At 70.6% G+C, this 22,818-nt stretch carries 20 protein-coding genes and 1 pseudogene; 16 read left to right on the top strand and 5 right to left on the bottom strand.

The genetic code is table 11. The annotated features are described in order from the left end of the window. Positions 1–2: 2 nt before the first annotated feature. The 10 genes and pseudogenes from ASD48_RS00530 to ASD48_RS00485 form a co-directional block, all read left to right on the top strand. A pseudogene (locus tag ASD48_RS00530) lies at positions 3–1,061 on the top strand (right-handed parallel beta-helix repeat-containing protein); the annotation flags it as partial. Between the two features lie 88 nt (positions 1,062–1,149). Beyond that, positions 1,150–2,487 (top strand): sugar ABC transporter substrate-binding protein, encoded by a 1,338-nt coding sequence (locus tag ASD48_RS00525; protein ID WP_057599322.1) that lies wholly within the window; start codon positions 1,150–1,152, stop codon positions 2,485–2,487. 106 nt (positions 2,488–2,593) lie between these two features. Continuing rightward, on the top strand, positions 2,594–3,391 hold the full coding sequence (locus tag ASD48_RS00520; RefSeq protein ID WP_057599321.1) for a rhamnogalacturonan acetylesterase: 798 nt from the start codon (positions 2,594–2,596) through the stop codon (positions 3,389–3,391). A 58-nt stretch (positions 3,392–3,449) separates the two neighbouring features. Then, the gene (locus tag ASD48_RS00515) at positions 3,450–4,781 is read left to right on the top strand and encodes a pectate lyase (protein WP_057599320.1); all 1,332 of its coding nucleotides are present in this window, start codon (positions 3,450–3,452) and stop codon (positions 4,779–4,781) included. An 83-nt stretch (positions 4,782–4,864) separates the two neighbouring features. Beyond that, positions 4,865–6,010, top strand: coding sequence for a pectinesterase family protein (locus ASD48_RS00510; protein WP_057599319.1), 1,146 nt, complete (start codon positions 4,865–4,867; stop codon positions 6,008–6,010). 4 nt (positions 6,011–6,014) lie between these two features. After that, entirely contained in the window at positions 6,015–7,043 is a 1,029-nt protein-coding gene (locus tag ASD48_RS00505; RefSeq protein WP_057600927.1) for a pectinesterase family protein, read from the top strand. After that, the gene (locus ASD48_RS00500) at positions 7,030–8,280 is read left to right on the top strand and encodes a dienelactone hydrolase family protein (protein ID WP_057599318.1); all 1,251 of its coding nucleotides are present in this window, start codon (positions 7,030–7,032) and stop codon (positions 8,278–8,280) included. Before ASD48_RS00505 ends, ASD48_RS00500 begins: the two co-directional genes overlap by 14 nt. A gap of 49 nt (positions 8,281–8,329) precedes the next feature. Beyond that, positions 8,330–9,442, top strand: a complete 1,113-nt coding sequence (locus ASD48_RS00495) for a chondroitinase-B domain-containing protein (protein ID WP_057599317.1) — start codon at positions 8,330–8,332, stop codon at positions 9,440–9,442. A 141-nt stretch (positions 9,443–9,583) separates the two neighbouring features. Then, entirely contained in the window at positions 9,584–10,381 is a 798-nt protein-coding gene (locus ASD48_RS00490) for an HAD family acid phosphatase (protein ID WP_057599316.1), read from the top strand. A gap of 133 nt (positions 10,382–10,514) precedes the next feature. Then, positions 10,515–11,669 (top strand): right-handed parallel beta-helix repeat-containing protein, encoded by a 1,155-nt coding sequence (locus ASD48_RS00485; protein WP_057599315.1) that lies wholly within the window; start codon positions 10,515–10,517, stop codon positions 11,667–11,669. Between the two features lie 20 nt (positions 11,670–11,689). Here ASD48_RS00485 and ASD48_RS00480 read toward each other — a convergent pair whose 3' ends face one another. Both ASD48_RS00480 and ASD48_RS00475 read right to left on the bottom strand, forming a co-directional pair. Continuing rightward, positions 11,690–12,568 (bottom strand): hypothetical protein, encoded by an 879-nt coding sequence (locus ASD48_RS00480; protein WP_057599314.1) that lies wholly within the window; start codon positions 12,566–12,568, stop codon positions 11,690–11,692. Then, positions 12,565–13,134, bottom strand: a complete 570-nt coding sequence (locus ASD48_RS00475) for a SigE family RNA polymerase sigma factor (RefSeq protein ID WP_054239212.1) — start codon at positions 13,132–13,134, stop codon at positions 12,565–12,567. The genes ASD48_RS00480 and ASD48_RS00475 overlap by 4 nt, the downstream gene beginning before the upstream one ends. Before the next feature lie 268 nt (positions 13,135–13,402). On the opposite strand from ASD48_RS00475, the gene ASD48_RS00470 reads away from it, so the two are divergent. After that, a complete protein-coding gene (locus tag ASD48_RS00470) occupies positions 13,403–14,851 on the top strand; it encodes an NCS2 family permease (RefSeq protein WP_057599313.1) in 1,449 nt (482 codons plus the stop codon). A 48-nt stretch (positions 14,852–14,899) separates the two neighbouring features. On the opposite strand, the gene ASD48_RS00465 is transcribed toward ASD48_RS00470, so the two are convergent. From ASD48_RS00465 to ASD48_RS00455, 3 genes are all read right to left on the bottom strand, one after another. Beyond that, positions 14,900–16,357 (bottom strand): penicillin-binding transpeptidase domain-containing protein, encoded by a 1,458-nt coding sequence (locus tag ASD48_RS00465; RefSeq protein WP_057599312.1) that lies wholly within the window; start codon positions 16,355–16,357, stop codon positions 14,900–14,902. 138 nt (positions 16,358–16,495) lie between these two features. Then, positions 16,496–16,966, bottom strand: a complete 471-nt coding sequence (locus ASD48_RS00460; RefSeq protein ID WP_057599311.1) for a GNAT family N-acetyltransferase — start codon at positions 16,964–16,966, stop codon at positions 16,496–16,498. Between the two features lie 3 nt (positions 16,967–16,969). Continuing rightward, positions 16,970–17,743, bottom strand: coding sequence for an IclR family transcriptional regulator (locus ASD48_RS00455; RefSeq protein ID WP_020130471.1), 774 nt, complete (start codon positions 17,741–17,743; stop codon positions 16,970–16,972). A gap of 139 nt (positions 17,744–17,882) precedes the next feature. Here ASD48_RS00455 and ASD48_RS00450 point away from each other — a divergent pair, with 139 nt between their 5' ends. The 5 genes from ASD48_RS00450 to ASD48_RS00430 all read left to right on the top strand — a co-directional run bounded on the left by ASD48_RS00450 (position 17,883) and on the right by ASD48_RS00430 (position 22,785). After that, positions 17,883–19,412 (top strand): aldehyde dehydrogenase (NADP(+)), encoded by a 1,530-nt coding sequence (locus tag ASD48_RS00450; protein ID WP_079073554.1) that lies wholly within the window; start codon positions 17,883–17,885, stop codon positions 19,410–19,412. 131 nt (positions 19,413–19,543) lie between these two features. Further along, entirely contained in the window at positions 19,544–20,152 is a 609-nt protein-coding gene (locus ASD48_RS00445; RefSeq protein WP_057599309.1) for a DUF1349 domain-containing protein, read from the top strand. A 91-nt stretch (positions 20,153–20,243) separates the two neighbouring features. Next, entirely contained in the window at positions 20,244–20,759 is a 516-nt protein-coding gene (locus ASD48_RS00440) for a GNAT family N-acetyltransferase (protein ID WP_199875602.1), read from the top strand. Between the two features lie 160 nt (positions 20,760–20,919). Continuing rightward, on the top strand, positions 20,920–21,636 hold the full coding sequence (locus tag ASD48_RS00435; protein WP_057599308.1) for a DsbA family oxidoreductase: 717 nt from the start codon (positions 20,920–20,922) through the stop codon (positions 21,634–21,636). A gap of 96 nt (positions 21,637–21,732) precedes the next feature. Next, positions 21,733–22,785 carry an aminotransferase class V-fold PLP-dependent enzyme gene (locus ASD48_RS00430; RefSeq protein WP_057599307.1) on the top strand — a complete coding sequence of 351 codons (1,053 nt, stop codon included), beginning with the start codon at positions 21,733–21,735 and terminating at the stop codon, positions 22,783–22,785. Positions 22,786–22,818 lie beyond the last annotated feature (33 nt).

Here is a 22,818-nt window from a genome sequence, read left to right as displayed (position 1 = left end):
CAATGACGCACCTCCGTAGCAAGCGCTTGCCGCGGCCGGCCGTGGTCCTGGCGGCCGTCGCCGGTCTGGTGGCGGCTCTGGGCCTCGGTGCCGTCGGCGAGGCGAAGGCCGCCGGTGAGCCGGGGACGGCCGCCACCTCCGCCCCGTCGGGGTCCCGCTGGACCGACACCGCCCATGGCTTCGCCTCGCTCGCCGGCGGCACCACCGGAGGCGCGGGCGGCGAGGTCGTCACCGTCACCGACCAGGCCTCGCTCGCGCGGTACGCGGCGGCCGAGGAGCCGTACGTCATCCGGGTCGAGGGCGCGGTGGCGGTCGAGCCCTTCGGCTCCGACATCGTCGTGACCTCGAACAAGACGATCATCGGCGCCGGCGACACCGGCGAGATCGTGCACGGGGAGCTGCACCTGAATCCCGGTACGCACAACGTGATCATCCGCAATCTGACGATCCGGGACTCGTACGTCGAGGGCGACTGGGACGGCAAGACGACCGACTTCGACGCCATCCAGATGGACACCGCCGACCACGTGTGGATCGACCACAACCGGTTCACGCACATGGGCGACGGGCTGCTCGACATCCGCAAGGACAGCCGGTACGTCACCGTCTCCGCCAACCGGTTCGACACCCACAACAAGGCGTTCGGCATCGGCTGGACGACGAACGTCCTGACCGAGATCACCATCGACCACAACTGGTTCACGGGGACGAAGCAGCGCAACCCGTCCGCGGACAACTGCGCCTATGCCCACCTCTACAACAACTACCTCTCGGCGCAGGTGGGCGACGGGGACCCGGTGTGGACGTACGGGAACTGGTCGCGCGGCCACACGAAGATGGTCATCGAGAACAGCTACTTCGACGGCGTCCAGCACCCCTACCAGGCCGACGCCACCGCCGAGCTGGTGCAGCGCGGGTCGATCCTGAGGAACACGAGCGGGCGGACCGACGCGTGGGGCACCGCCTTCGACCCGCGGGACTTCTACGCCTACCGGCTGGATCCCGCGGCCGCCGTGCCCGCGCTGGTCACCCGGTTCTCCGGGCCGCAGAGGCAGATCGGCGCCCCGCCGCGCCCGCGCACCGGCACCACCCACTGACCCCCCACAACTTCATATCTCCGTTGGGATCCAGAAGAAGAGAGCCGACCACATGAAGAGCAGCATCCGCAGAAGCAGGCGCGCCGTCCTGGCCGTCGCCCTGGGCTCCGTGCTCGCGCTGACCGCCACCGCCTGCGGCGACGACGGCAGCGGCGGCGCGGGGGACAAGGGAGGCGAGGGCTCCGGCAAGGGGGAGATCACCTTCTGGGACAACAACGGCGGTGTGCGTACCGACGTCTGGAAGGAGATCATCGCCGACTTCGAGAAGGCGAACCCCGACATCAAGGTCAACTACGTCGGTGTGCCGGCCGACAGCGTCCAGTCCAAGTACGACACCGCCATCCAGGGCGGCGGGCTGCCCGACGTCGGCGGCGTCGGCACCGCGATGCTCGCCGAGGTCGCCGCGCAGGGCGCCCTCGAACCGCTGGACAGCCGGATCTCCGCGAGCGCGCTGAACGGCAAGCTCAACGAGAAGTTCCTGGACGGCGTCAAGGCGGCCGGGATCGACGGCAAGACGTACTCGGTGCCGACCTCCGCGAACAACGGCACCCTCTGGTACCGCACCGACCTGTTCCAGCAGGCCGGTCTCGACGCGCCCACCACCTGGACGAAGTTCTACGCGGCCGCCGACAAGCTCACGAACAAGAAGAAGAACGCGTTCGGGTACACCATCCGCGGTGGCGCGGGGTCCATCGCCCAGGCGCTGGACGCCACCTACGGGCAGAGCGGGATCACCGAGTTCTGGAACGGCGACAAGACCACGGTCAACGACCCGAAGAACGTGGCCGCCCTGGAGAAGTACGTCGGCCTGTTCAAGAAGAACACCCCGTCCGCCGACGTCAACAACGACTTCACCAAGATGGTCGCCCAGTGGGACTCCGGGACCATCGGCATGCTGAGCCACAACCTGGGCTCCTACGGGGACCACGAGAAGGCGCTGGCCGGCAAGTTCAAGGGCATCCCGGCGCCCACGCAGGACGACGGCACGCGGGTGCAGGTGTCCAACCCGGTCGACGGGCTCGGCCTGTTCAAGGCGAGCAAGAACAAGACCGCCGCCTGGAAGTTCATCGAGTTCGCCGCGTCGCACGCCTCCAACAGCAAGTGGAACGAGACGGCCGGTCAGGTGCCGGCGAACAACGAGGCCGCGCAGGACGCCTGGGTGCAGGAGTCGGAGCCGACGAAGCTGGCCGCCGAGGCGCTGGCGGGCACCACTACCAAGATTGTGCAGCTGCCCTACTACCTGCCCGACTGGAACACCATCTCCAAGGCGGACAACGAGCCCAACTTCCAGAAGGTGCTGCTCGGGAAGCTGAGCCCGAAGGACTTCCTGGACACGCTGGCCGAGCAGCTGAACACGGCACAGGCCGACTGGAAGAAGAACCACTCGTAGTCCGCGCGGTGTCGTCCGCGGGGAACTGCGGGCCCGTCGCGGCCGCTCGCGCAGTTCCCCGCGCCCCTGAAAGACCTTCACTCGCCCCTGTTGAGAGGTGCACCCCGTGTCCCTTACCCGCAGACAGGTCACTTCGGCGGCGTTCGCCGCCGTACCGCTCGGCGCGGTGGCGGCCGGCCCCGCCCGGGCCGGGGCCCGGCGGCCCCGCACGCTGTTCATCGCCGGTGATTCCACCGCCGCCCAGAAGTACTCCGACGCGGCACCCGAGACCGGTTGGGGAATGGCGCTCCCCTTCTTCCTGCACAAGGACCGGCCCGTCGCCAACCACGCGGTGAACGGGCGCAGTTCGAAGAGCTTCATCGACGAGGGCCGGCTCGACGCCGTCCTCGCCGCGATCCGGCCGGGGGACCTGCTCCTCGTCCAGTTCGCGCACAACGACGAGAAGACCACCGATCCGACCCGCTACACCGAGCCCTGGACCACCTACCAGGACCATCTGCGGATGTACCTGGACGGCGCCCGTGCGAAGGGCGCCGTGCCGGTGTTCGCCACGCCCGTCGAACGCCGCAGGTTCGACGCCGACGGGAACGCCGTACCGACGCACGGCGAGTACCCGGCCGCCATGCGCGCGCTCGCCGAGGCGGAGCGGGTGGCGCTGCTCGACGTCCAGGCGCTGTCGCTGGCGCTGTGGCAGCGGCTCGGCGTCGAGGAGACGAAGACGTACTTCAACTGGACCGCGTCCGAGCAGGACAACACGCACTTCAATCCGCCGGGCGCGATCGCCGTCGCGCGGCTCGTCGTGGGGGAGTTGCTGCGGACGCGGGTGCTCGGGCCGCGTGACGTGGTCCGGCTGCACGACGAGATCCCCACGTCCTGGATCACCTGGCCCGCACCGCTCGCGTAGGACCCGCACCGCTCGCGCAGGACCCGCACGCCCTTCCGTACAAGAGGAGACCCGTACAGTGCGCACACAGGTATGTCATGCACGTGTCACAGCTGCCCTGGTGGGCTGCACCGCGCTGGTGCTGTCCGTCACCGGCACGGCGTCCGCCCAGGCCGACGCCCACGCCCGCTCCGCGTCCCGCGACCTCGGCCGCCAGGTCCTGGGCGCGAACGACGGCTGGGCCTCCTACGGGACGGGAACCACGGGCGGATCGGCCGCCGACGCCGACCACGTGTACACCGTCACCACCTGGGCCGAGTTCAAGGCCGCCCTCGCCGCGGGCGGCAGCGCGCCGAAGATCATCAAGGTGAAGGGCGTCATCGACGCCGTCGCCGAGGGCTGCGACGCCTTCGCCGTGCCCGGCTACGACTTCGACGCGTACCTCGCCGCGTACGCGCCCGAGACCTGGGGCCTCGACACCGACCTGAGCGCCGAGCCCGCCGACAGCCCGGAAGGGCTGCGGCGCGCCTCCGCCGCCGCCCAGGACACGGCCATCAAGGCGAACGTCCCCGCCAACACCACCATCGTCGGCATCGGGAAGAACGCCGGCTTCAAGGGCGTCAGCCTTCAGATCAAGGCCGTCGACAACGTGATCATCCGGAACCTGGCCTTCGAGTCGCCCATCGACTGCTTCCCGCAGTGGGACCCGACCGACGGCACCAACGGCAACTGGAACTCCGAGTACGACACGGCCGTCGTCTACGGCTCCACGCACGTGTGGCTCGACCACAACACGTTCACCGACGGATCGCACCCGGACAGCGCCGCGCCGACCTACTTCGGCATGCTGTACCAGCAGCACGACGGCGAGCTGGACATCGTGCGGGGCGCCGACTACGTCACCGCCTCCTGGAACGTCTTCACCGACCACGACAAGACGATCCTCATCGGCAACAGCGACAGCGAGTCGACGGCCGTCGGCGACCGGGGGCACCTGAAGGTGACCTTCCATCACAACCAGTTCTCGAACCTGGTCGAACGCGCTCCCCGGGTCCGCTTCGGGCAGGTCGACTCGTACAACAACCACTTCGTCGCCGACGACGCCTTCTCCTACAGCTTCGGCATCGGCAAGGAGTCCCGACTCGTCGCCCAGCACAACGCGTTCACGCTGCCGGCGGGGGTCAGCGCGGCCAAGGTGCTGAAGCGGTGGAACGTCGCGCCGCTCACCGCCGACGACAACTACGTCAACGGCAGGCTCACGGATCTGATCGCCGTGCACAACGCGGAGATCCCGGCCGAGGTCCTGGAGTCCGGCGCGGGCTGGACGCCGACCCTGCGCACCAAGGTCGACCCGGCGAAGGCGGTCCCCCGCATCGTCGACTGCGGCGCGGGCGCCGGACGCCTGGGCTGACCCCTCCTACGACGGCCGGGGCGGGCGGCGCCCGTCGCCGCCCCGGCCCCCTCCGCAGAGCCGCACTGCCAAGGAGCACCCGCATGTCCTCGCCCCGACACCCCCGCACCCCCCGACTCCCGCTCTCCAGAAGAGGATTCCTGACGGCGACCGCCGGTACGGCCGCCGCCCTCGGCCTCACCGCCGTACCCGCGCGGGCAGCCGCCGCGCGACGCGGACCGTTCGGCCGCCATGGCTCGCCGGCCGATCGGCTCACCCCGCGGACCCTGTACGTCGACCCGCTGGGCCGGGGCGACTTCACCGGCGTCCGGGACGCCGTCGCCGCCACCACCGGCAGCGGCTGGACCCTGGTCCTCGCCCCCGGCACCTACCGCGAGACCGTCGCCCTCGACGTCACCCGCACCGAGGCCACCTGGATCGGCGCCTCCGAGAATCCGCGTGACGTCGTGATCGTCTACGACAACGCGGCCGGCACCGCCAAGCCCGGCGGCGGCACCTACGGCACCACCGGGTCGGCCACCACCACCGTGCAGGCCGACGGCTTCACCGCCCGCTGGATCACCTTCGCCAACGACTGGCTGCGCGCCGACCACCCCGACATCACCGGCACCCAGGCGGTCGCCCTCAAGGTCCAGGGCGACCGCTCCGCCTTCCACCACTGCCGTTTCCTCGGTCACCAGGACACCCTGTACGCCGACTCCCTCGCCCTCACCGCCTTCGCCCGGCAGTACTACGCGCATTGCTACGTCGAGGGAGACGTCGACTTCGTCTTCGGCCGGGCGACGGCCGTCTACGAGCACTGCCACTTCCGCACCCTGAATCGCACCGACCTGGCCGCCGCCCCCTACGGCTTCGTCTTCGCCCCCTCGACGGCGGGCGCCAACCCGCTCGGCTACCTGGTCGTCCGGGGCCGGATCAGCAGCGAGGCGCCCGACGCCTTCTACAAACTGGCCCGCCCCTGGGTCCCCAGCTCCGACCCCACCGCCCGCCCGAGCCTCACCGTCCGCGACACCCGACTGGACGCCGGGATCGACGCCGTCGCGCCCTACACCGACATGTCGGCCTCCTTCCCGTGGCAGAGCCAGCGGTTCGCCGAGTACCGCAACAGCGGGCCGGGAGCGCGGATCACCGTCCCCGAGAACCGCCCCCAACTCACCGCCGAACAGGCCAGGTCGGCGACGCGTGCGGCCTATCTGGGCGACTGGGAGCCCTGGCGGGGGGAGTGCTGAGATGCTGCGCCGACGCACCCTCCTCGCGGGTATCACGGGTGCCGCCCTGATCACCGCGACCCCGGCCCACGCCCGGTCCCGCCAGATCCTGCACGTCCGCCCCGGCGACTCCCTCCAGGCCGCGGTGGACGCCGTCGACGGCCCCGGCGGGACGATCGTCGTGCACCCGGGCACCTACCGGGAGGTCGTCGATGTGCCCGCGGACAAGGGCGAGCTGACGATACGCGGCGCCTCCCGCGACCCGCGCGCCGCCGTGCTCGTGTACGACAACGCCAACGGGACCGCCAGGCCCGACGGATCAGGAACCTACGGCACCGCGGGCTCCGCCACCTTCACCTCCGCCGCACCCGGTCTCACCGTCCGCGACCTCACCCTCGCCAACGACTGGCTGCGCGCCGACCACCCGGAGATCACCGGCACCCAGGCGGTGGCCGCCTACGTCACCGGCGACCGCACACACTTCGAGAACGTGCGCCTGCTGGCCCACCAGGACACCCTGTTCGCCGACACCACCGCGCTGGACGCCTTCGACCGGCAGTACTTCCACCGCTGCTACATCGAGGGAGACGTCGACTTCGTCTTCGGGCGGGGCCGGGCCGTCTTCGACGCCTGCCGGTTCCACACCCTTCGGCGGGACGTGGGCTTCACCCCCAAGGGCATGGTCTTCGCCCCCGCCACCGCCCGGGCCAACCCCTACGGCTTCCTCGCCCTGCGCGGCCGGATCACCTCCGGCGCCGAGGACGCCGCGTACAAGATCGCCCGCCCCTGGGTGCCCTCGTACGAGACGACCGCCTGGCCCTCGCTGGTCGTACGGGACACCTGGATCGGCCCCGGTATCGACGCGGTCGCCCCGTACACCAACATGCGTGACGCCTACCCCTGGCAGACCATGCGCTTCCGCGAACACGCCAACTCCGGCCCCGGCGCGGCGATCCCGGTGCCGGAGAACCGGCCGCAGCTGACCGCCGAGGAGGCGGCCGGCCACACCCGGCGGACCTACCTCGGGGACTGGAGGCCGTATGGGCGCCCGTGACCCGGGGGTGGGGCGGCGGGCCTTCGTGGCCGGCACCGGAGCCGCGCTCCTGACCGGCACCGGAGCCGCGCTCCTGACCGGGGCCGTCGCCCCCGCCGACGCGCGGGCGGCCGTCGCGGACGGACCGGCGGCCGTCGTGGACGGACCGGCGGCCGTCGTGGAGGGTCCGGCGGCCGTCGTGGAGGGTCCGCTGCCGGACTTCCACCCCGCGCTCAGGGCCGAGCTGACCTTCCCCCTGGCCTGGGGAAATTCCCCGATCCGCGACTTCGGCGCCTGGCGGCGGACCGCCCGCGCCAAGGTCGAGGAGCTGCTGATCGTCGGATCACAGGAGCGGACCCCGTACGCCCCCGAGTTCACCGACCGGCGCCGACAGGACGGCTACACGAGCGAGTTGGTGACACTCGCCCTCACCCGCCACGAACGCGTCCGCGCCGCGCTCCTCACCCCGGACGGCCCCGGCCCGTTCCCGGCCGTACTGCTCCTGCACGACCACGGGGCGAAGTTCGACATCGGGAAGGAGAAACTGGTCCGGCCCTGGTACGACGACATCCGGCTCGCCTCCGCGCAGGGCTGGTCGCAGCGGTACTTCAGCGGACGGTTCGTCGGCGACGAGCTGGCGCGGCGAGGGTATGTCGTGCTGTGCGCGGACGCCCTCGGCTGGGGCGACCGCGGGCCCCTGGCCTACGACCAGCAGCAGGCCCTCGCCTCCAACTTCTTCAACCTCGGCTCCTCGCTCGCCGGGCTCATGGCCCGCGAGGACGCCCGGGCCGCCGGGTTCCTGGCCGGCCTCGACCGCGTCGACCGGGGCCGGGTCGCGGCCGTCGGGTTCTCCATGGGCGCCTTCCGCGCCTGGCAGGCGGCCGCGCTCAGCGACGACCTCGCCGCCGCGGCGGCCGTCTGCTGGATGACCGGCCTGAAGGACATGATGGTGCCCGGCGACAACACCCTGCGCGGGCAGTCCTCGTACTACATGCTCCACCCCGGGCTTCCCCGGTTCCTCGACTTCCCCGACGTGGCGGGCATCGCCGCACCCAGGCCGATGCTGTTCTTCGACGGCGGGCTCGACCCGCTGTTCCCCGCCGACGGCGTCCGCGCGGCCCACGACCGGCTGCGCGCCGTCTGGCGCTCCCGTCACGCCGAGGAGCGGTTGCACCTGAAGAGCTGGCCCGAGCTCGGCCATGTCTTCGTCGACCGCATGCAGGACGAGGTCTTCAGCTGGCTCGACACCGTCCTGTGAACCGCTCCCTCGCCCCATCCCCCTGAACGACGGAAAGGACCCGCACTCCATGTCTCGTCGTACCGCTCTCACGACCGTCGCCGCCCTCACCCTGGGCGCCGGACTCGCCGTCCTCCCCACCCAGGCGCAGGCCGCCACCGTGGTGGTCAGCAACTCCACCGACCTGTCCAACGCCATCAAGAACGCCACCGCGGGCACGGTCATCCAGGTCCGCGCCGGCACCTACTACCCGACGGCCACCCTCCAGTCCACGGCCAACGGCACCTCCTCGTCGCCCGTCACGCTCACGGCGTACGGCTCGGAGACCGTGAAGATCGACGGCTCCTCGCTGCCCGACGGGGACTGGATCTTCAAGCTGACCGCCGACTACTGGAACGTCTCCAACATCACCTTCCAGAACTCCCCGGACAGCGCGGTCGTCTGCCAGTCCTGCACCGGCACCAACTGGAACAACATCAAGACCATCAACGGCGGCGACTCCGGCTTCACCCTCACCGGAGACGGCACGGTCAACAACACCGTCAGGAACATCGACTCCTACGGCCACTACGACGCCGCCAACCACGGGGAGAACGCCGACGGTGTCGCCGTGAAGTACGGCTCCGGCACCGGCAACCTCATCACCGGCGCCCGCCTCTACAACAACTCGGACGACGGCATCGACTTCTGGTCCTTCTCCTCGCCCGTCACCATCGAGCACACCTGGTCCTTCGGCAACGGCGTCAACCGCTGGTCCGACTCGGCCTTCGCGGGCGACGGCAACGGCTACAAGCTGGGCGGGGACGGCGAGGTGGTCGCGCACGTCGTCAACAACTCGGCCGCCTGGGGCAACGCCGGAAACGGGTTCACCGAGAACTCCAACAAGGGTGCCATCGTGATCAACCGCACCACCGCCTACGCCAACAGCAAGTGGGGCTACTACTTCGCCACCGGCGCCGCCAAGCTCGGCAAGAACCTGGCGGTGAGCAACGGCGGCGGCGCGGTCAGCAAGAGCTCGTCGGTCACCTCGGCCGGCAACAACTGGGACTCCGGCATCTCCACGCCCGCCTTCAGGTCCACCGACGCGAGCTCCACGTACAACGCGCGCAGCTCGAGCGGCACGCTGCCCACGACCACGTTCCTGACGACCGGTTCGACGACCATCGGAGCGACGATGGACTGACCGTGCGGGCGACGCCGGGCCGTCCGGGCGCCCGACCCGACCGTCCGCCTCGCTCGCTTGACCCGATTTTTGCCCATGGACGGGTATCGATCGGGCAACGGGTCTCGCGCTCGGACGCGTGACGCGCGTAGAAAACGTGTCATGCATAAGCCACTGCGTATCGCGGCCGTCGCCGCTGCCTGCGCCGTCGCCGGCGCCGCCCTGTACGGCGCCGGCGCGGCCACGGCCGGCCAGTCCACGGCCAACTCCACCCACGAGCCCTACAACATCGGGCTCCTGGTGAAGGACCTCGACACCTACTACGGCACCGCGCCGGACGCGAACGGCGTGTACCAGGCGTCGCCGACCAGCCCGTACGCCAAGGACCTCGCGAGCATCGACAAGGCCGCGCGGAAGTACATCGACCAGGCCGCCCGCAAGGCGGTCAGGAAGGGCGAGAAGCCCGCGGTCGTCTTCGACATCGACGACACGCTGCTGCTCAGCCTCGACTACGAGAAGCGGTACAACTACACCTACAACTCCGTCACTTGGGCGGCCTATGTGAACAAGGCCGACCGTCCGGCGGTGTTCGGCAGCCCCGAACTCGTGCAGTACGCCGAGAAGAAGGGCGTCGAGGTCTTCTACAACTCGGGCCTCGCCGAGGCGCAGCGCTCCGCCGCCGTGGAGAACCTGAAGAAGGTCGGCGCCGACATCAACCTCGACGCCGACCACATGTTCCTCAAGAACGCGGCCGCCCCGCCGTCGTACCTGAGCGGCTGCGCCACCCCGGGCGCCTGGACCTGCACGACCGTCCAGTACAAGTCCGGTACCCGCAAGCACATCGAGCACGACCTCGGCTACGAGATCATCGCTAACTTCGGCGACCAGTACTCCGACCTCGAGGGCGGCTACGCCGACCGGACGTACAAGCTGCCGAACCCGACGTACTACGTGAGCTGACGCAACTTTTTCGATCCCTTTCGGTGGCGCGGCAACCTGCTGCGGCCACGGTGACGACTGAGGAGCGGTAACGGGCCGGGGCGGCCCCTCCGGCCCGTTACCGCTCTCACTCGCTCACCGAAAGGAACGCCCCGTGCGCATGAGCACCGGACGCCACCGCAGGACCCGAACCCTCTCGATCGCCGCCGCGGTGGCGGTCTCGGCGGGGGCGGGCGGCGTCTACCTCGGCCTGTCCGACGGCGGTGCCGAAGCCGCCTCGTCGACGGTCACCGTCTCCACCACCGCCCAGCTGGAGACGGCCGTGCGCAACGCGGTCGCCGGCACCGTCATCCAGGTCCGCGGCGGCACGTACTACCCGACGGCAACCCTCAAGTCGACCGCCAGCGGCACGAGTTCGGCCAGGATCACGCTGCAGGCGTACGGCACCGAGAAGGTGAGGATCGACGGCTCCAGGTTGCCCGCCGGTTCCTGGCTCGCCGGGATCTACGGCAGCTACTGGACCGTGCAGAACCTCACCTTCCAGTCCTCCCCGGCCCAGGGCTTCGTCGTCACCTCGTCGACCGGCGGCGTCTTCAAGAACCTGGTCACGGGCAACAACGGCGACTCCGGCTTCACCCTGCGCGGCGACAACACGGTGAACAACCTCGTGCAGAACCTGGACAGTTTCGGCAACTACGACGCCGCAGGGCACGGTCAGAACGCGGACGGTATCGCCGTCAAGTTCGGCTCCGGGACGGGCAACAGGATCACCGGCGCCCGGCTGTACAACAACTCGGACGACGGCCTCGACCTGTGGCAGTTCTCCACGGCGGTCACCATCGAGCACTCGTGGGCCTTCGGCAACGGCAGGAACCGCTGGAGCGACACCGCGTTCGAGGGCAACGGCAACGGGTTCAAGCTGGGCGGCGGGGGTGTGGCCGTCGCGCATGCCGTCAACAACAACGCGGCCTGGGACAACACGCTGAACGGGTTCACCGAGAACTCCAACACCGGGGCGATCGCGCTGAACCGCAACACCGCCTACGCCAACACCGAGGCGGGCTTCTACTTCGCCACCGGCAAGGCCAGGCTGGCCCGGAATCTCGCGGTGGGCAACAAGGGCGGGGCCGGCAAGCTGGGTTCGCCGGCCGTCTCCGCGGCGAACAGCTGGGACGGCGGGGTGTCCACGCCGGCCTTCATCTCGACGGACGCGACTACGGCGTACGGCGCCCGGAAGGCGGACGGCTCACTGCCCGCGACGGCCTTCCTGACGACGGGCTCGACCACCGTCGGATCGACGATGAACTAAACCGGGCCGGGCCCCGGTGGTCAGGAGTCGCCTTCGCCGTCCTCGGCGGAGGCGAAGCCGCCTCCCACGGAGCCCTGTTGCCGATCCGACCGGCCGGTGACCGCGTAGGTGTCGTCCTTGGCGTCGCGGCCGCCGCGGTCGTGGTCGTACTGCCCGGCGAACACCCACTCGCCCTCGGCGACCGTGCGGCCCTCCTTGAGCACCCAGGTGTAGACCAGGAAGCCGTCCCGCTCGGCCACCGAGAACGTGAAGTCGTCCTCGGGCAGCGAGCGCCAGGCGCCCGCCGACGAGACCCCGCCGGTCTGAGCGACCTTCAACTGCACGGTCAGTACGGTGAGCGCCTCGGACGTCTTGATCGTGACGTTGCTCTGCGCCCAGAAGTCGTTGCTGTGCGGGTCGACCGAACCGTCCGACCACAGCGGGCCGTCCTCGTCGTCGGTCGTCGCCGGCAGCAGCGTGGCCGCGGGCGCCGAGGGCTTCGCCGCGGAGCTCCGCGACGGGGAGGTGCTCGGCTTCGCAGGGTCCTTCGAGCCGCCGCCGGAGCTCGGCGTGGCCTTCGGCGAGGCCGGCGGGCGGCTCGTCGCGTCCGGGGACTCCACCGGCTGCGGGGAGACGGAGACCGTCTGCTGCGCCGGGGTGTCGTCCTTCACGGCGGACGCCACCGCGTAGCCGCCGACCGCGAGCATGCCCGCGACCGCCGCCGTGGCGCCCACGATCCGGGCCCAGCCCCACAGGACCGGGCGGCTCGCCCGGTGATCGGACCGCTCCGGTGTATGGCTCTGTCCCGCCATGCCCCGCTCGACGCGGGCCAGGATGTGCGCCCGGTCGGGTTCGTGTGCCTCGGCCGCCTCGTGCAGCCGGGCGCGCAGATCGTCGTGCACGTCCCGCCGCATCGTCATCGGTCCCTTCCTGAGGCCGAGGCCTCACCGGTGCGCACCATGGCAGGCATCTTGAGCGGAGCCCCCTTGGCGCCGAGCAGTTTCTGGAGCTCGGCCATTCCCTTCGAGGTCTGGCTCTTCACCGTACCGACCGAGACCCCCAGGGCGAGCGCCGTGTCCTTCTCCGACAGGTCGAAGGCGTGCCGCAGCACCACGCAGGCCCGTTTGCGGAACGGCAGTCTACGCAGCGCCGACTGGACGTCCACCACGCCCGCGATGTCGGGATTCTCCGTCTTCTCCTCGCGCTGCGACCAGAACAGCGCGATCCTGCGGCGCTCCCGGACGGCGCTGCGGATACGCGTGCGCGCGAGGTTGGCGACGACACCGCGGGCGTACGCCACCGGATGGTCGGCCGCGCGCACCCGGTCCCAGCGGTTCCACAGCGCGAGCAGCGCGTCCGCCGCGAGATCGTCGGCGGCGTCCGCCTCGCCGGTCAGCAGGTGGGCGAGACGGGACAGTTCGGCGTAGTGGCGGTCGAAGAAGGCATGGAACTCCACGGAGGCGGCGTCGTCGACGACTGTGCCCACGGGTGACCTCTTCTCGGAACGACTGGTGTGCCTGTGTGTGTCATGTGAATGACATGCGGATGCCCCGAGGAGGTGGCCGGGGCGAGATCGGGAAGCGTAGCAGTGATCGACTACTCGTTCTGGTACGGGGGTTCGAACATCATGTGGCGGGCCGAACGACTCCGGAGTCCGATTCCGTAACACGACGAAAACCTGAAGACGGTTCAACGCGGGAACAATCCAGCCAGCATCCGCACCCAGATCATTCAGGCACCGAGGAGCACCAGCCATGTCCGAGACGCAAGTGACGGCCGACCGGCCAGGTACCGCGCCACCCGCGGCGAACAGCGTCGACCGGTACTTCAGGATCTCCGAGCGGGGGTCCACCTTCGGCCGGGAGATACGCGGCGGCTTCGCCACGTTCTTCACCATGGCCTACATCCTTGTCCTGAATCCCATCATTCTGGGCAGCGCCAAGGACAAGTTCGGGCACCAGCTCGACGCCGTCCAACTCACCACCGCCACCGCCCTGGTGGCCGCGGTGATGACGATCATCATGGGCGTCGGCGGCAACCTGCCCCTCGCCCTCGCCGCGGGCCTCGGCCTGAACGCGGTCGTCGCCTTCCAGATCGCCCCGCTGATGAGCTGGGACGACGCGATGGGCCTCATCGTGCTCGAAGGCCTGCTGATCTGTGTGCTGGTGGTGACCGGTCTGCGCGAGGCCGTCATGCACGCCATCCCGCAACCGCTGAAGCAGGCGATCAGTGTCGGCATCGGCCTGTTCATCGCCTTCATCGGCTTCGTCGACGCCGGCTTCGTCAGCCGCATCCCCGACGTCGCGAACACGACCGTTCCCGTGCAGCTCGGCGGCACCGGCACCCTCACCGGCTGGCCGGTGCTCGTCTTCTGCCTCGGTGTGCTGCTGACGATCGCTCTGCTGGCCCGCAAGGTCAAGGGCGCGATCCTGATCAGCATCGTGACGATGACGGTCCTCGCGATCGTCATCAACTCGATGGCCGACATCAAGTCCTGGGGCCTGACCACGCCCTCGTGGCCCGACAAGATCGTTGACACCCCCGACTTCGGGCTGGTCGGTCACTTCAGCCTGTTCGGCGCCTTCGGCGAGACCAGCGTCATCACCGTCGTCCTGCTCGTCTTCACGCTGATCCTGTCCGACTTCTTCGACACCATGGGCACCGTCGTCGGCATCAGCGCGGAAGCCGGACTGCTGGACGAGAAGGGCGACGTGCCGGGCCTCGGCCGGGTGCTGCTCATCGACGGCGCGGCGGCGGTCGCGGGCGGCGCGGCCTCGTCGTCCTCCGCGACCTCCTACATCGAGTCGGCCGCCGGCGTCGGCGAGGGGTCACGCACCGGCTTCTCCAACCTGGTCACCGGCGGACTGTTCGCGTGCGCCCTGTTCCTGACGCCGCTCCTGACGATCGTCCCGCTCCAGGCGGCCGCCCCTGCCCTGGTCGCCGTCGGCTTCCTGATGATGACCCAGGTCAAGAGCATCGACTGGGACAAGTACGAGATCGCCATCCCGGCGTTCCTCACCATCGCCGTGATGCCGTTCACCTACTCGATCACCAACGGCATCGGCGCGGGCTTCCTCGCGTACGTCGTCATCAAGACGGTGCTCGGCAGGGCGAAGGAGGTCCACTGGCTGCTGTGGGGGGCCTCGGCGCTGTTCGTCGTGTACTTCGCGATCGACCCCATCGAGCAGGTGCTGGGCGTGTAGTCCCCGGATCCCCGGCCGGGAGCGAGTCCCGGCCGGGGAGGTGGTCGCTCAGCCCCGCAGCGCCGCTTCCATCATCGCCTTCGCGACCGGCGCGGCCAGCCCGTTCCCGCTGACCTCGGACCGCGCGGCGTCGGACTGCTCGACCACGACCGCCACGGCGACCTGCTTGCCGGAGGAGTCGGACTTCCCGTACGACGTGAACCAGGCGTACGGCGCCTTGCTGTTGTTCTCGCCGTTCTGGGCCGTGCCGGTCTTGCCGCCCACGGTGACGCCGTCGATGAGCGCGTTCGTGCCGGTGCCCTTCTCGACGACCGTCTGCATCGCCGACCGGAGCTGCTCGGCGGTGGAGGAGCTGACGATCTGCGTGGTCGACGCCTCGTCGTCGTAGTCCTTGAGGACGTCGCCGCCGCCGTCGGTGATCTGCGAGACCATGTGCGGCGAGACGAGCTTGCCGCCGTTGGCGATCGCGGCCGACACCATGGCCATCTGCAACGGGGTCGCGGTCACGTCGAACTGGCCGATGCCGGTCAGGGCGGTGGACGACTCGTCCATGTCGGACGGGTACACACTCGGGTACGCCCGCACCGGCACGTCCTGGCCGTCGTCGTTGAAGCCGAACTTCTCGGCCGTCGCCCTCAGCTTGTCCTGTCCGAGCTGGACGGCCATGTGCGCGAACACGTTGTTGCAGGAGTACTGCAACGCGACCCGGATCGTGGCGTTCTCGCAGGGCGCGGACGTGTTCTCGTTCTTCAGGACCGTGCGCGTCCCCGGCAGGGTGTACGGGTCCTCGCTCTCGGTCTTCTCGTCCACCGACGAGTACAGCCCCTCCTCCAGCGCGGCCGCCGCCACGACCAGCTTGAACGTCGAGCCCGGCGCCAGCGGCTGCCGCAGCGCCCGGTTGGTCAGCGGCTTGTCGGAGTCCGCGTTGAGCTTCTTCCAGGCCGTCCCTGCGGTGTTGGCGTCGGTCAGCGTCGACGGGTCGTACGAGGGGGTCGACACCACCGCGAGGATCTGGCCGGTCGCCGGGTCGACCGCGACCGCCGCGCCCTTCTTGTCGCCGAGCGCGTCGTACGCCGCCTTCTGCACGTCCGGGTCGATCGTGGTGATCACGTTGCCCGGGTCCGCCCGCTTGTTCGTGACCGTGTCCAGCGCGGTCTTCAGGCGGGTGTCCGTGCCGTTGAGCAGGTCCGCGTAGATGCCCTCCAGCTGGGTGGGGGCGTAGCTCTGCGAGGCGTAGCCCGTCACCGCCGCGTACAGCTCGCCGTCCGTGTACGTGCGCTTGTATCTGAGGTCGCCGCCCGTGGTGACGGCCGAGCCGGTGATTGCCTTTCCGGCCACGATGATGTTCCCGAGCGGCTCCGCGTACGTCTCGATCGCGTTGCGCCGGTTGTCCTTGTCGTCCGCGAGTGCCCGGCCCTCGTAGAACTGCACCCAGGTCGCCCGGAGCAGCAGGGCGAACACCAGCAGCAGCGCGAAGACCGAGGCGCGCCTGATCGTCTTGTTCATTGCGCACGGAAGGACGAGCGGGAGGGAGACAATCGTTCCCATCCGCCCGTTTTCTCATCGACCGTTCATCTGAGGCCGGCTCGGCCGGGCCGGTTCACCCGGGGCCGGTTCACCCGCGCCCGTCCGCTCCGGCCGGGCTCAGGTCTCCAGCCGCAGCACGATCTCCTCGATCTCCCCGCCCCGCGCGTTCGCGTAGCCGGTGGCCCGGGCGGTGGACCGGAAGCCGCACTTCTCCAGAACGCGCAGGGAGCCCGCGTTGTCGGCCGCGGCCCGCGCGAACAGCGGCCGTTCCGGGACCTCGGACACCAGCGCCCGCAGTGCCTCGGTGGCGATGCCCCGGCCCCAGTAGGCGCGGTCCACCCAGTACGTCACCTCGCGCTCGCCGGGCTCCCCGTACACCGCCGCGCTGCCGACGACGTCCCCGTCGGCCAGGATCGTGCGCTGCACGGCGGACGAGGCGCGGATCCTCGCCCAGTGGGCGTCGAACGCGTCCCGGTCGGCCGGATCCTTCGCCGTGAACGCGGCCATCCGCAGGGACTCGGGGTCGTTCATCTGCCGGAAGAACACCGGCAGATCGCTGTCGTGGACCTGGCGCAGGGAGATCAGCATGCCTCAGAGCCTACGGGTGGCCAGGGTGAGCCGGTCGCGTGCGTCGAACAGCGCGTCCTTCACCAGCTGCTCGTGCGCGGGGGTGAGCCTCGCCACCGGCACCGAGCAGCTGATCGCGTCCCGGGCCGGCGTGCGGTACGGGATCGCCACGCCGAAGCAGCGCAGGCCCAAGGTGTTCTCCTCGCGGTCCACCGAGAAGCCCTGCTCACGGATCTGGTGCAGCTCCTCGATGAGCTTCTCGCGGTCCGTGATCGTGTGCTCGGTCAGCGCGGGCAGCGTCTCCGGCAGCAGCTTGCGGACCTGCTCGTCGGTGTAGGTGCTCAGCAGCGCCTTGCCCAGCGAGGTGGAGTGGGCGGGGAGACGGCGCCCGACCCGGGTGAACGGGCGCAGGTAGTGCTGGGACTGGCGGGTGGCGAGGTACACGACGTTCGTGCCGTCGAGCCGGGCCAGGTGGATGGTCTCGGTGGTGTCGTCCGAGAGCCGGTCCAGGGTGGGGCGGGCGGCCGCGACCACCTCGTCGCCGTCGATGTAGGACGTGCCGACGAGCAGCGCCCGTACCCCGATGCCGTACCGCGTGCCCGTCGCGTCCGTCTCCACCCAGCCCAGCTCCACCAGCGTGCGCAGCAGCATGTAGAGACTGGACTTGGGATAGCCGACGGCCTCCTGGACCGACGCCAGAGAGTGCATTCCTGGGCGGCCGGCGAAGTATTCCAGCAGCTCAACCGTCCGCACCGCGGACTTGACCTGCGCTCCGCCCCCCGTCTCGCCAGCCGACATCGCCCTTGACCCCTTCGTTCGACGGGAAATACGCTCCGACAGCATATTCATCATCAGAGACAGCGTTCAGTATATCGAACGAGCCTGATGCGTGAGCCAGTACCAAACGTGGTCAGAACCAAGCGTGGAGGGACCCGCGGTGGCAGCAGCACCAGTCTGGAGTGTCGACCCCCGAACCGGGAAGCAGCGTGAACAGGTTGCGGTGGAGGCCACGGCCCAGGAGGTCGACGCCGTCGTCCGCGCCGCCCATGAGGCGCGCGGCTTCCTCGCCGACCGTAGCGTCCGCTCCGCCTTCCTGCGTTCCGCGGCCGACCGGCTCCAGGCGGCGAAGGACACGCTCGTGGAGGTGGCCGACGCGGAGACCGCGCTCGGCCCGGTCCGGCTGACCGGAGAGCTCGCCCGCACCTGCTACCAGCTGCGCGCGTTCGCCGACATCGTCAACGAGGGCGCGTTCCTCGACGTCGTCATCAGCCACCCCGACGACACCGCCACCCCGCCCATTCCCGACCTGCGCCGCTACAAGGTGCCGCTCGGGGTGGTGGCCGTGTACTCGGCGTCCAACTTCCCCTTCGCCTTCTCCGTCGCCGGCGGTGACACCGCCAGCGCGCTCGCGGCGGGCAACCCGGTCGTCGTCAAGTCCCACCCCGACCACCCGGGCCTGTCCGAGCTGGTCGCCAAGGTGGTGCGCACGGCCGCGGCCGAGCACGGCATCCCGGCGGGTGTGCTGGGCCTGCTCCACGGCTTCGAGGCCGGCGTCGAGCTGATCAAGCACCCGCTGGTCGCCGCGGCCGGTTTCACCGGATCGATCCGGGGCGGACGCGCGCTGTTCGACGCGGCGGCGGCCCGTCCGGTGCCGATCCCGTTCCACGGCGAGCTGGGGTCGCTGAACCCGGTCGTGGTGACCGAGGCGGCCGCGGCCGAGCGGGCCGAGGCGATCGGCACCGGCCTCGCCGGGTCCATGACGCTGGGTGTCGGCCAGTTCTGCGTGAAGCCGGGGCTGGTCCTGGTGCCGTCCGGCGCGGCCGGCGACGGCCTGGTCAAGTCGCTCACGGACGCGGTGAGCGACACCGACGCGGGCGTGCTGCTGGACCACCGGATGCGCGACAACTTCATCGCCGGGGTCGCCGAGCGGGCCGAGCTGCCCGACGTGGAGTCGCCGGTGACGCCCGGCGCCGGCGGGGAGCACACCGTCAGCGCGGGCTTCCTGACCGTGCCGGCCTCCCGGCTGGCCGCCGAGGGCGCGCACGACCTGCTGCTCGAAGAGTGCTTCGGGCCGGTCACCGTCGTGGTCCGCTACGACGACGAGGGCGAGGTCAAGGCGGTGCTGTCGCGCCTGCCCGGAAACCTCACGGCGACCGTCCAGCTGTCCGAGGGAGAGGCCGCGGGCGAGGGCAGGGGCGGCGAGATCCTCGCGGAGCTGACCCCGCTGGCCGGGCGCGTGCTGGTGAACGGCTGGCCCACGGGCGTCGCCGTCGCGCCGGCCCAGCATCACGGCGGCCCGTACCCGGCCACCACCTCCACGTCCACCTCGGTCGGCGGGACCGCCATCGAGCGGTGGCTGCGGCCGGTCGCCTACCAGAACGCTCCCGCGGCGCTGCTGCCCGTGGAGCTGCGGGACGAGAACGAGCTGGGGCTGCCTCGCCGGTTCAACGGGCGTCTGGAGCGGTAGCGCTCCGCGCGGGCGGCGTCGAGTGGCGCGGTGGACCGTGCGCGGTGGATCATCGGGCGCAGCCTTCCGGTGGCTTGTCGCGCCCGTCCCCCGCGCCTCTCGGTTTCTCCGCTCCCTGAGATGATGAGGTCATGGACGTCTCGCTTCCCGAACTGCCCTTTCCCCTGCGTACTTACGGGCCCGACGGGCACTGGTCCCACGAGAACGGGGTGCTCACCGGGTGGGCCGGGGCCCGGCAGGACCGGTTCGTGCCGCCCACCGGCGACGGGGTGGAATCCGCCGCCGACGCGCCCCGGCTGCTGGGGGCGCCGGAGGGTGACTTCCAGCTCATCGCCCGCGTGACCGTCGGATTCAACTGGGCCTTCGACGCGGGCGTGTTGTACGTCCACGTCGGTGAGCGGGCCTGGGCCAAGCTGTGCCTGGAGTACTCCCCGGACGTGGCCACCGTCTGCACGGTGGTCACCCGAGGACACTCCGACGACGCCAACTCCTTCACCGTGGAGGGCAGTTCGGTCTGGCTCCGGGTGAGCAGGACCGGCCGTGCCTTCGCCTTCCACGCCTCCCGGGACGGCAAGAGGTGGACCTTCGTCCGCCTGTTCACACTGGGCGAGGAGAAGGAGACCGGCGCGGCCCTGGTCGGCTTCATGACGCAGTCACCGATGGGCGAGGGGTGCGTCGTGACCTACGACCATCTCGAGTTCAGGACCGAGTGGCCGGACGACCTGCGGGACGGAAGCTAGTGCCGTGCCGGGCGTCGCGAGCCGGTGAACCTTTCCGGTCGCAGCACTAGCCGGCCGGAACCGGCGCGAGAGCCCTTTCGTCCTCACCTGCATGATCGAAGAACGTGTCAGGGGAAACCGGGTGATCCGCACCGCCGTTCCCGCCGAGGCGGAGAGGGTCGCCGCGCTGCACGCGCGCGCCCGGGCCACGTACTACCCCGACGGGGTCCCGCAGGACGGCACCGACTGGCTCGCCGCCTGGCGCGCGGCCATCGAGCGGCCCGACGGCCATGTGCTGTGCGTCGTCGAGCAGGGGCGGCTCGTCGGTCTGGCCTCCTTCCGCACGCCGGAGGGCGCGCCCGCGCACACGGTCAAGCTGTTCCAGTTCCACGTCGACCCCGACCACTGGCGTTCGGGGATCGGTACGGACCTGCACACGGCCTGCGTCGAGCAGTGGCGCGCGGACGGGCGGCGCACGGCCGTGCTCGACGTGCACGTCGACAACCGGCGGGCCCAGGCGTTCTACGCCCGGCAGGGCTGGAGCCCGGACCCGGAGAACCCGCCCGGCGAGGGCGAGCACCACCTCTGGCTGAGGTACGCCGTGACCAGGGAGCGGCCGGGGGAGTGACCGGGGAGCGGCGGGGGGAGTGACCGCGAGCAGCCCGGGGAGCGGCCGGGGAATGAAACGTCCTGCTTGAACGTTCATGCACTCGCCGGAGGGAACCTCCGTGCGGATCTCCCGCGGGGGAGCTCCGTACCCAGCCGCACGACCTGGAGAGAGCCGAGACATGCGCGTCGAGATCTGGAGCGACATCGCCTGCCCCTGGTGCTACGTGGGCAAGGCCCGCTTCGAGAAGGCGCTCGCGGCCTTCCCGCACCGTGACCAGGTCGAGGTGGTGCACCGCTCCTTCGAGCTGGACCCGGGCCGCGCGAAGGGCGACGTCCAGCCCGTACTGGCCATGCTCACCAAGAAGTACGGGATGAGCGAGGCGCAGGCGCAGTCCGGCGAGGAGAACCTGGGCGCCCAGGCCGCCGCCGAGGGCCTCGACTACCGCACCCGGGACCGCGACCACGGCAACACCTTCGACATGCACCGCCTGCTGCACTTCGCCAAGGAACACGGCCGGCAGGACGAGCTGATCCAGCTCCTCTACCGGGCGAACTTCGCCGAGGAGCGGTCCGTCTTCTCCGAGGGCGACGAGCGGCTCGTGGAACTGGCCGCCGAGGCCGGTCTGGACGCCGAGGCCGCCCGCGCGGTCCTCGCCGACCCGGCCCGCTACGCCGACGAGGTCCGCGCCGACGAGCGCGAGGCCGCTCAGCTCGGGGCGAACGGCGTGCCCTTCTTCGTCCTCGACCGCGCCTACGGTGTCTCCGGGGCCCAGCCCGCAGAGGTCTTCAGCCAGGCCCTCACGCAGGCCTGGGGCGACCGTTCCCCGCTGAAGCTGATCGACGACGGCGGCGCACAGGCCTGCGGCCCGGACGGGTGCGCGGTCCCGCAGCAGTGAAACCCGCAGGTGAGAGCCGATCTATAAGCTCTCCTTAGTGGAATCACGTAAAAATCGGCAATGGACGAGGGGGTCCCGGGGTCCCACAGTGGACGCATGGAGACCTTCGAGAGCCTCGTCCGCGCCGAGTTCACCCCGAAGACCACGTACCTGAACACGGCGAGCAACGGCCTGCTGCCGGCCCGTACCGTCGCCGCCCTGCACGAGGCGGCGGTGCTGCGCGCCGAGGGCAGGCCGCTCACCCCGCTGCACGAGGACGTGGAGGCCTGCCGGGCCGCGTACGCCCGGCTGGCCGGCGTCCCGGTCACCCGGGTGGCGCTGGGCGCCTCGGTCGCCGCGCACACCGGCGTGATCGCCGCCTCGCTCCCCGCGGGCGCGGAAGTGCTCACCGCCGAGGACGACTTCACCTCCGTACTCAACCCGTTCCACGTCCGCGGGGACCTCAAGGTCCGCGCCGTCCCGCTGGAGCGGATCGCCGAGTCCGTCCGCCCCGGCACGGCACTGGTCGCGGTGAGCGCCGCCCAGTCCGCCGACGGCCGGATCGCCGACCTCCCCGCCCTGCGCGAGGCGGCCAGGACGCACGGCGCCCGTACCTACGTCGACTTCTCGCAGTCGGCCGGCTGGCTTGCGACGGACGCCGACGCCCATGACTTCTCCGCCGCCGTCTCCTTCAAGTGGCTGCTCGGCCCGCACGGTGCGGCCTTCCTGGTGGTACCGGAGGACTTCGGCGGGCTGTCACCGGTCCTCGCCGGATGGGTGGCCGGCGAGCGGCCCTGGGACAGCTGCTACGGACCGGTGGCCGAACTCGCCCGCTCGGCCCGGCGGTTCGACCTGACGCACGCCCTGTTCACCTACGCCGGACTGCGCCGTTCCCTCGAACTGGTGGAGGAACTCGGCGTGGCGGCGATCGGCGCCCACGACCTCGCCCTGGCCGACCGCTTCCGCGCGGGACTCGCCGGGCTGGGCCACCGGCCCGTCGCGGCGCCCGGCTCCGCGATCGTCTCGGTGCCCGGACTCGGCTTCCGTCAGCCCGAGCTGGCCGCCGCCGGGATCCAGGTCTCCGATCGCTCGGGCCATCTGCGCGCTTCCTTCCACCTGTTCAACACGCCCGCGGACGTCGACCGGCTGCTCGACGCCCTCGCGGCCTGAGGATCCGACGCGCGGCAGGCCCGGAAGCACGGC

This window comes from Streptomyces sp. Root1310 (genome assembly GCF_001426425.1).
Classification (GTDB): Bacteria; Actinomycetota; Actinomycetes; order Streptomycetales; family Streptomycetaceae; genus Streptomyces.
The sequence above is the reverse complement of the archived record's forward strand: the minus strand, read 5'-3'. Positions and strand labels throughout refer to the sequence as shown.

Coding starts and splice junctions, on each gene's coding strand:
- ASD48_RS00495 (WP_057599317.1), top strand. CDS start 8,330: ATGTCTCGTCGTACCGCTCTCACGACCGTCGCCGCCCTCACCCTGGGC.
- ASD48_RS00440 (WP_199875602.1), top strand. CDS start 20,244: ATGATCGAAGAACGTGTCAGGGGAAACCGGGTGATCCGCACCGCCGTT.
- ASD48_RS00525 (WP_057599322.1), top strand. CDS start 1,150: ATGAAGAGCAGCATCCGCAGAAGCAGGCGCGCCGTCCTGGCCGTCGCC.
- ASD48_RS00460 (WP_057599311.1), bottom strand. CDS start 16,966: ATGCTGATCTCCCTGCGCCAGGTCCACGACAGCGATCTGCCGGTGTTC.
- ASD48_RS00480 (WP_057599314.1), bottom strand. CDS start 12,568: ATGACGATGCGGCGGGACGTGCACGACGATCTGCGCGCCCGGCTGCAC.
- ASD48_RS00455 (WP_020130471.1), bottom strand. CDS start 17,743: ATGTCGGCTGGCGAGACGGGGGGCGGAGCGCAGGTCAAGTCCGCGGTG.
- ASD48_RS00430 (WP_057599307.1), top strand. CDS start 21,733: ATGGAGACCTTCGAGAGCCTCGTCCGCGCCGAGTTCACCCCGAAGACC.
- ASD48_RS00490 (WP_057599316.1), top strand. CDS start 9,584: ATGCATAAGCCACTGCGTATCGCGGCCGTCGCCGCTGCCTGCGCCGTC.
- ASD48_RS00465 (WP_057599312.1), bottom strand. CDS start 16,357: ATGAACAAGACGATCAGGCGCGCCTCGGTCTTCGCGCTGCTGCTGGTG.
- ASD48_RS00500 (WP_057599318.1), top strand. CDS start 7,030: ATGGGCGCCCGTGACCCGGGGGTGGGGCGGCGGGCCTTCGTGGCCGGC.
- ASD48_RS00445 (WP_057599309.1), top strand. CDS start 19,544: ATGGACGTCTCGCTTCCCGAACTGCCCTTTCCCCTGCGTACTTACGGG.
- ASD48_RS00470 (WP_057599313.1), top strand. CDS start 13,403: ATGTCCGAGACGCAAGTGACGGCCGACCGGCCAGGTACCGCGCCACCC.
- ASD48_RS00510 (WP_057599319.1), top strand. CDS start 4,865: ATGTCCTCGCCCCGACACCCCCGCACCCCCCGACTCCCGCTCTCCAGA.
- ASD48_RS00435 (WP_057599308.1), top strand. CDS start 20,920: ATGCGCGTCGAGATCTGGAGCGACATCGCCTGCCCCTGGTGCTACGTG.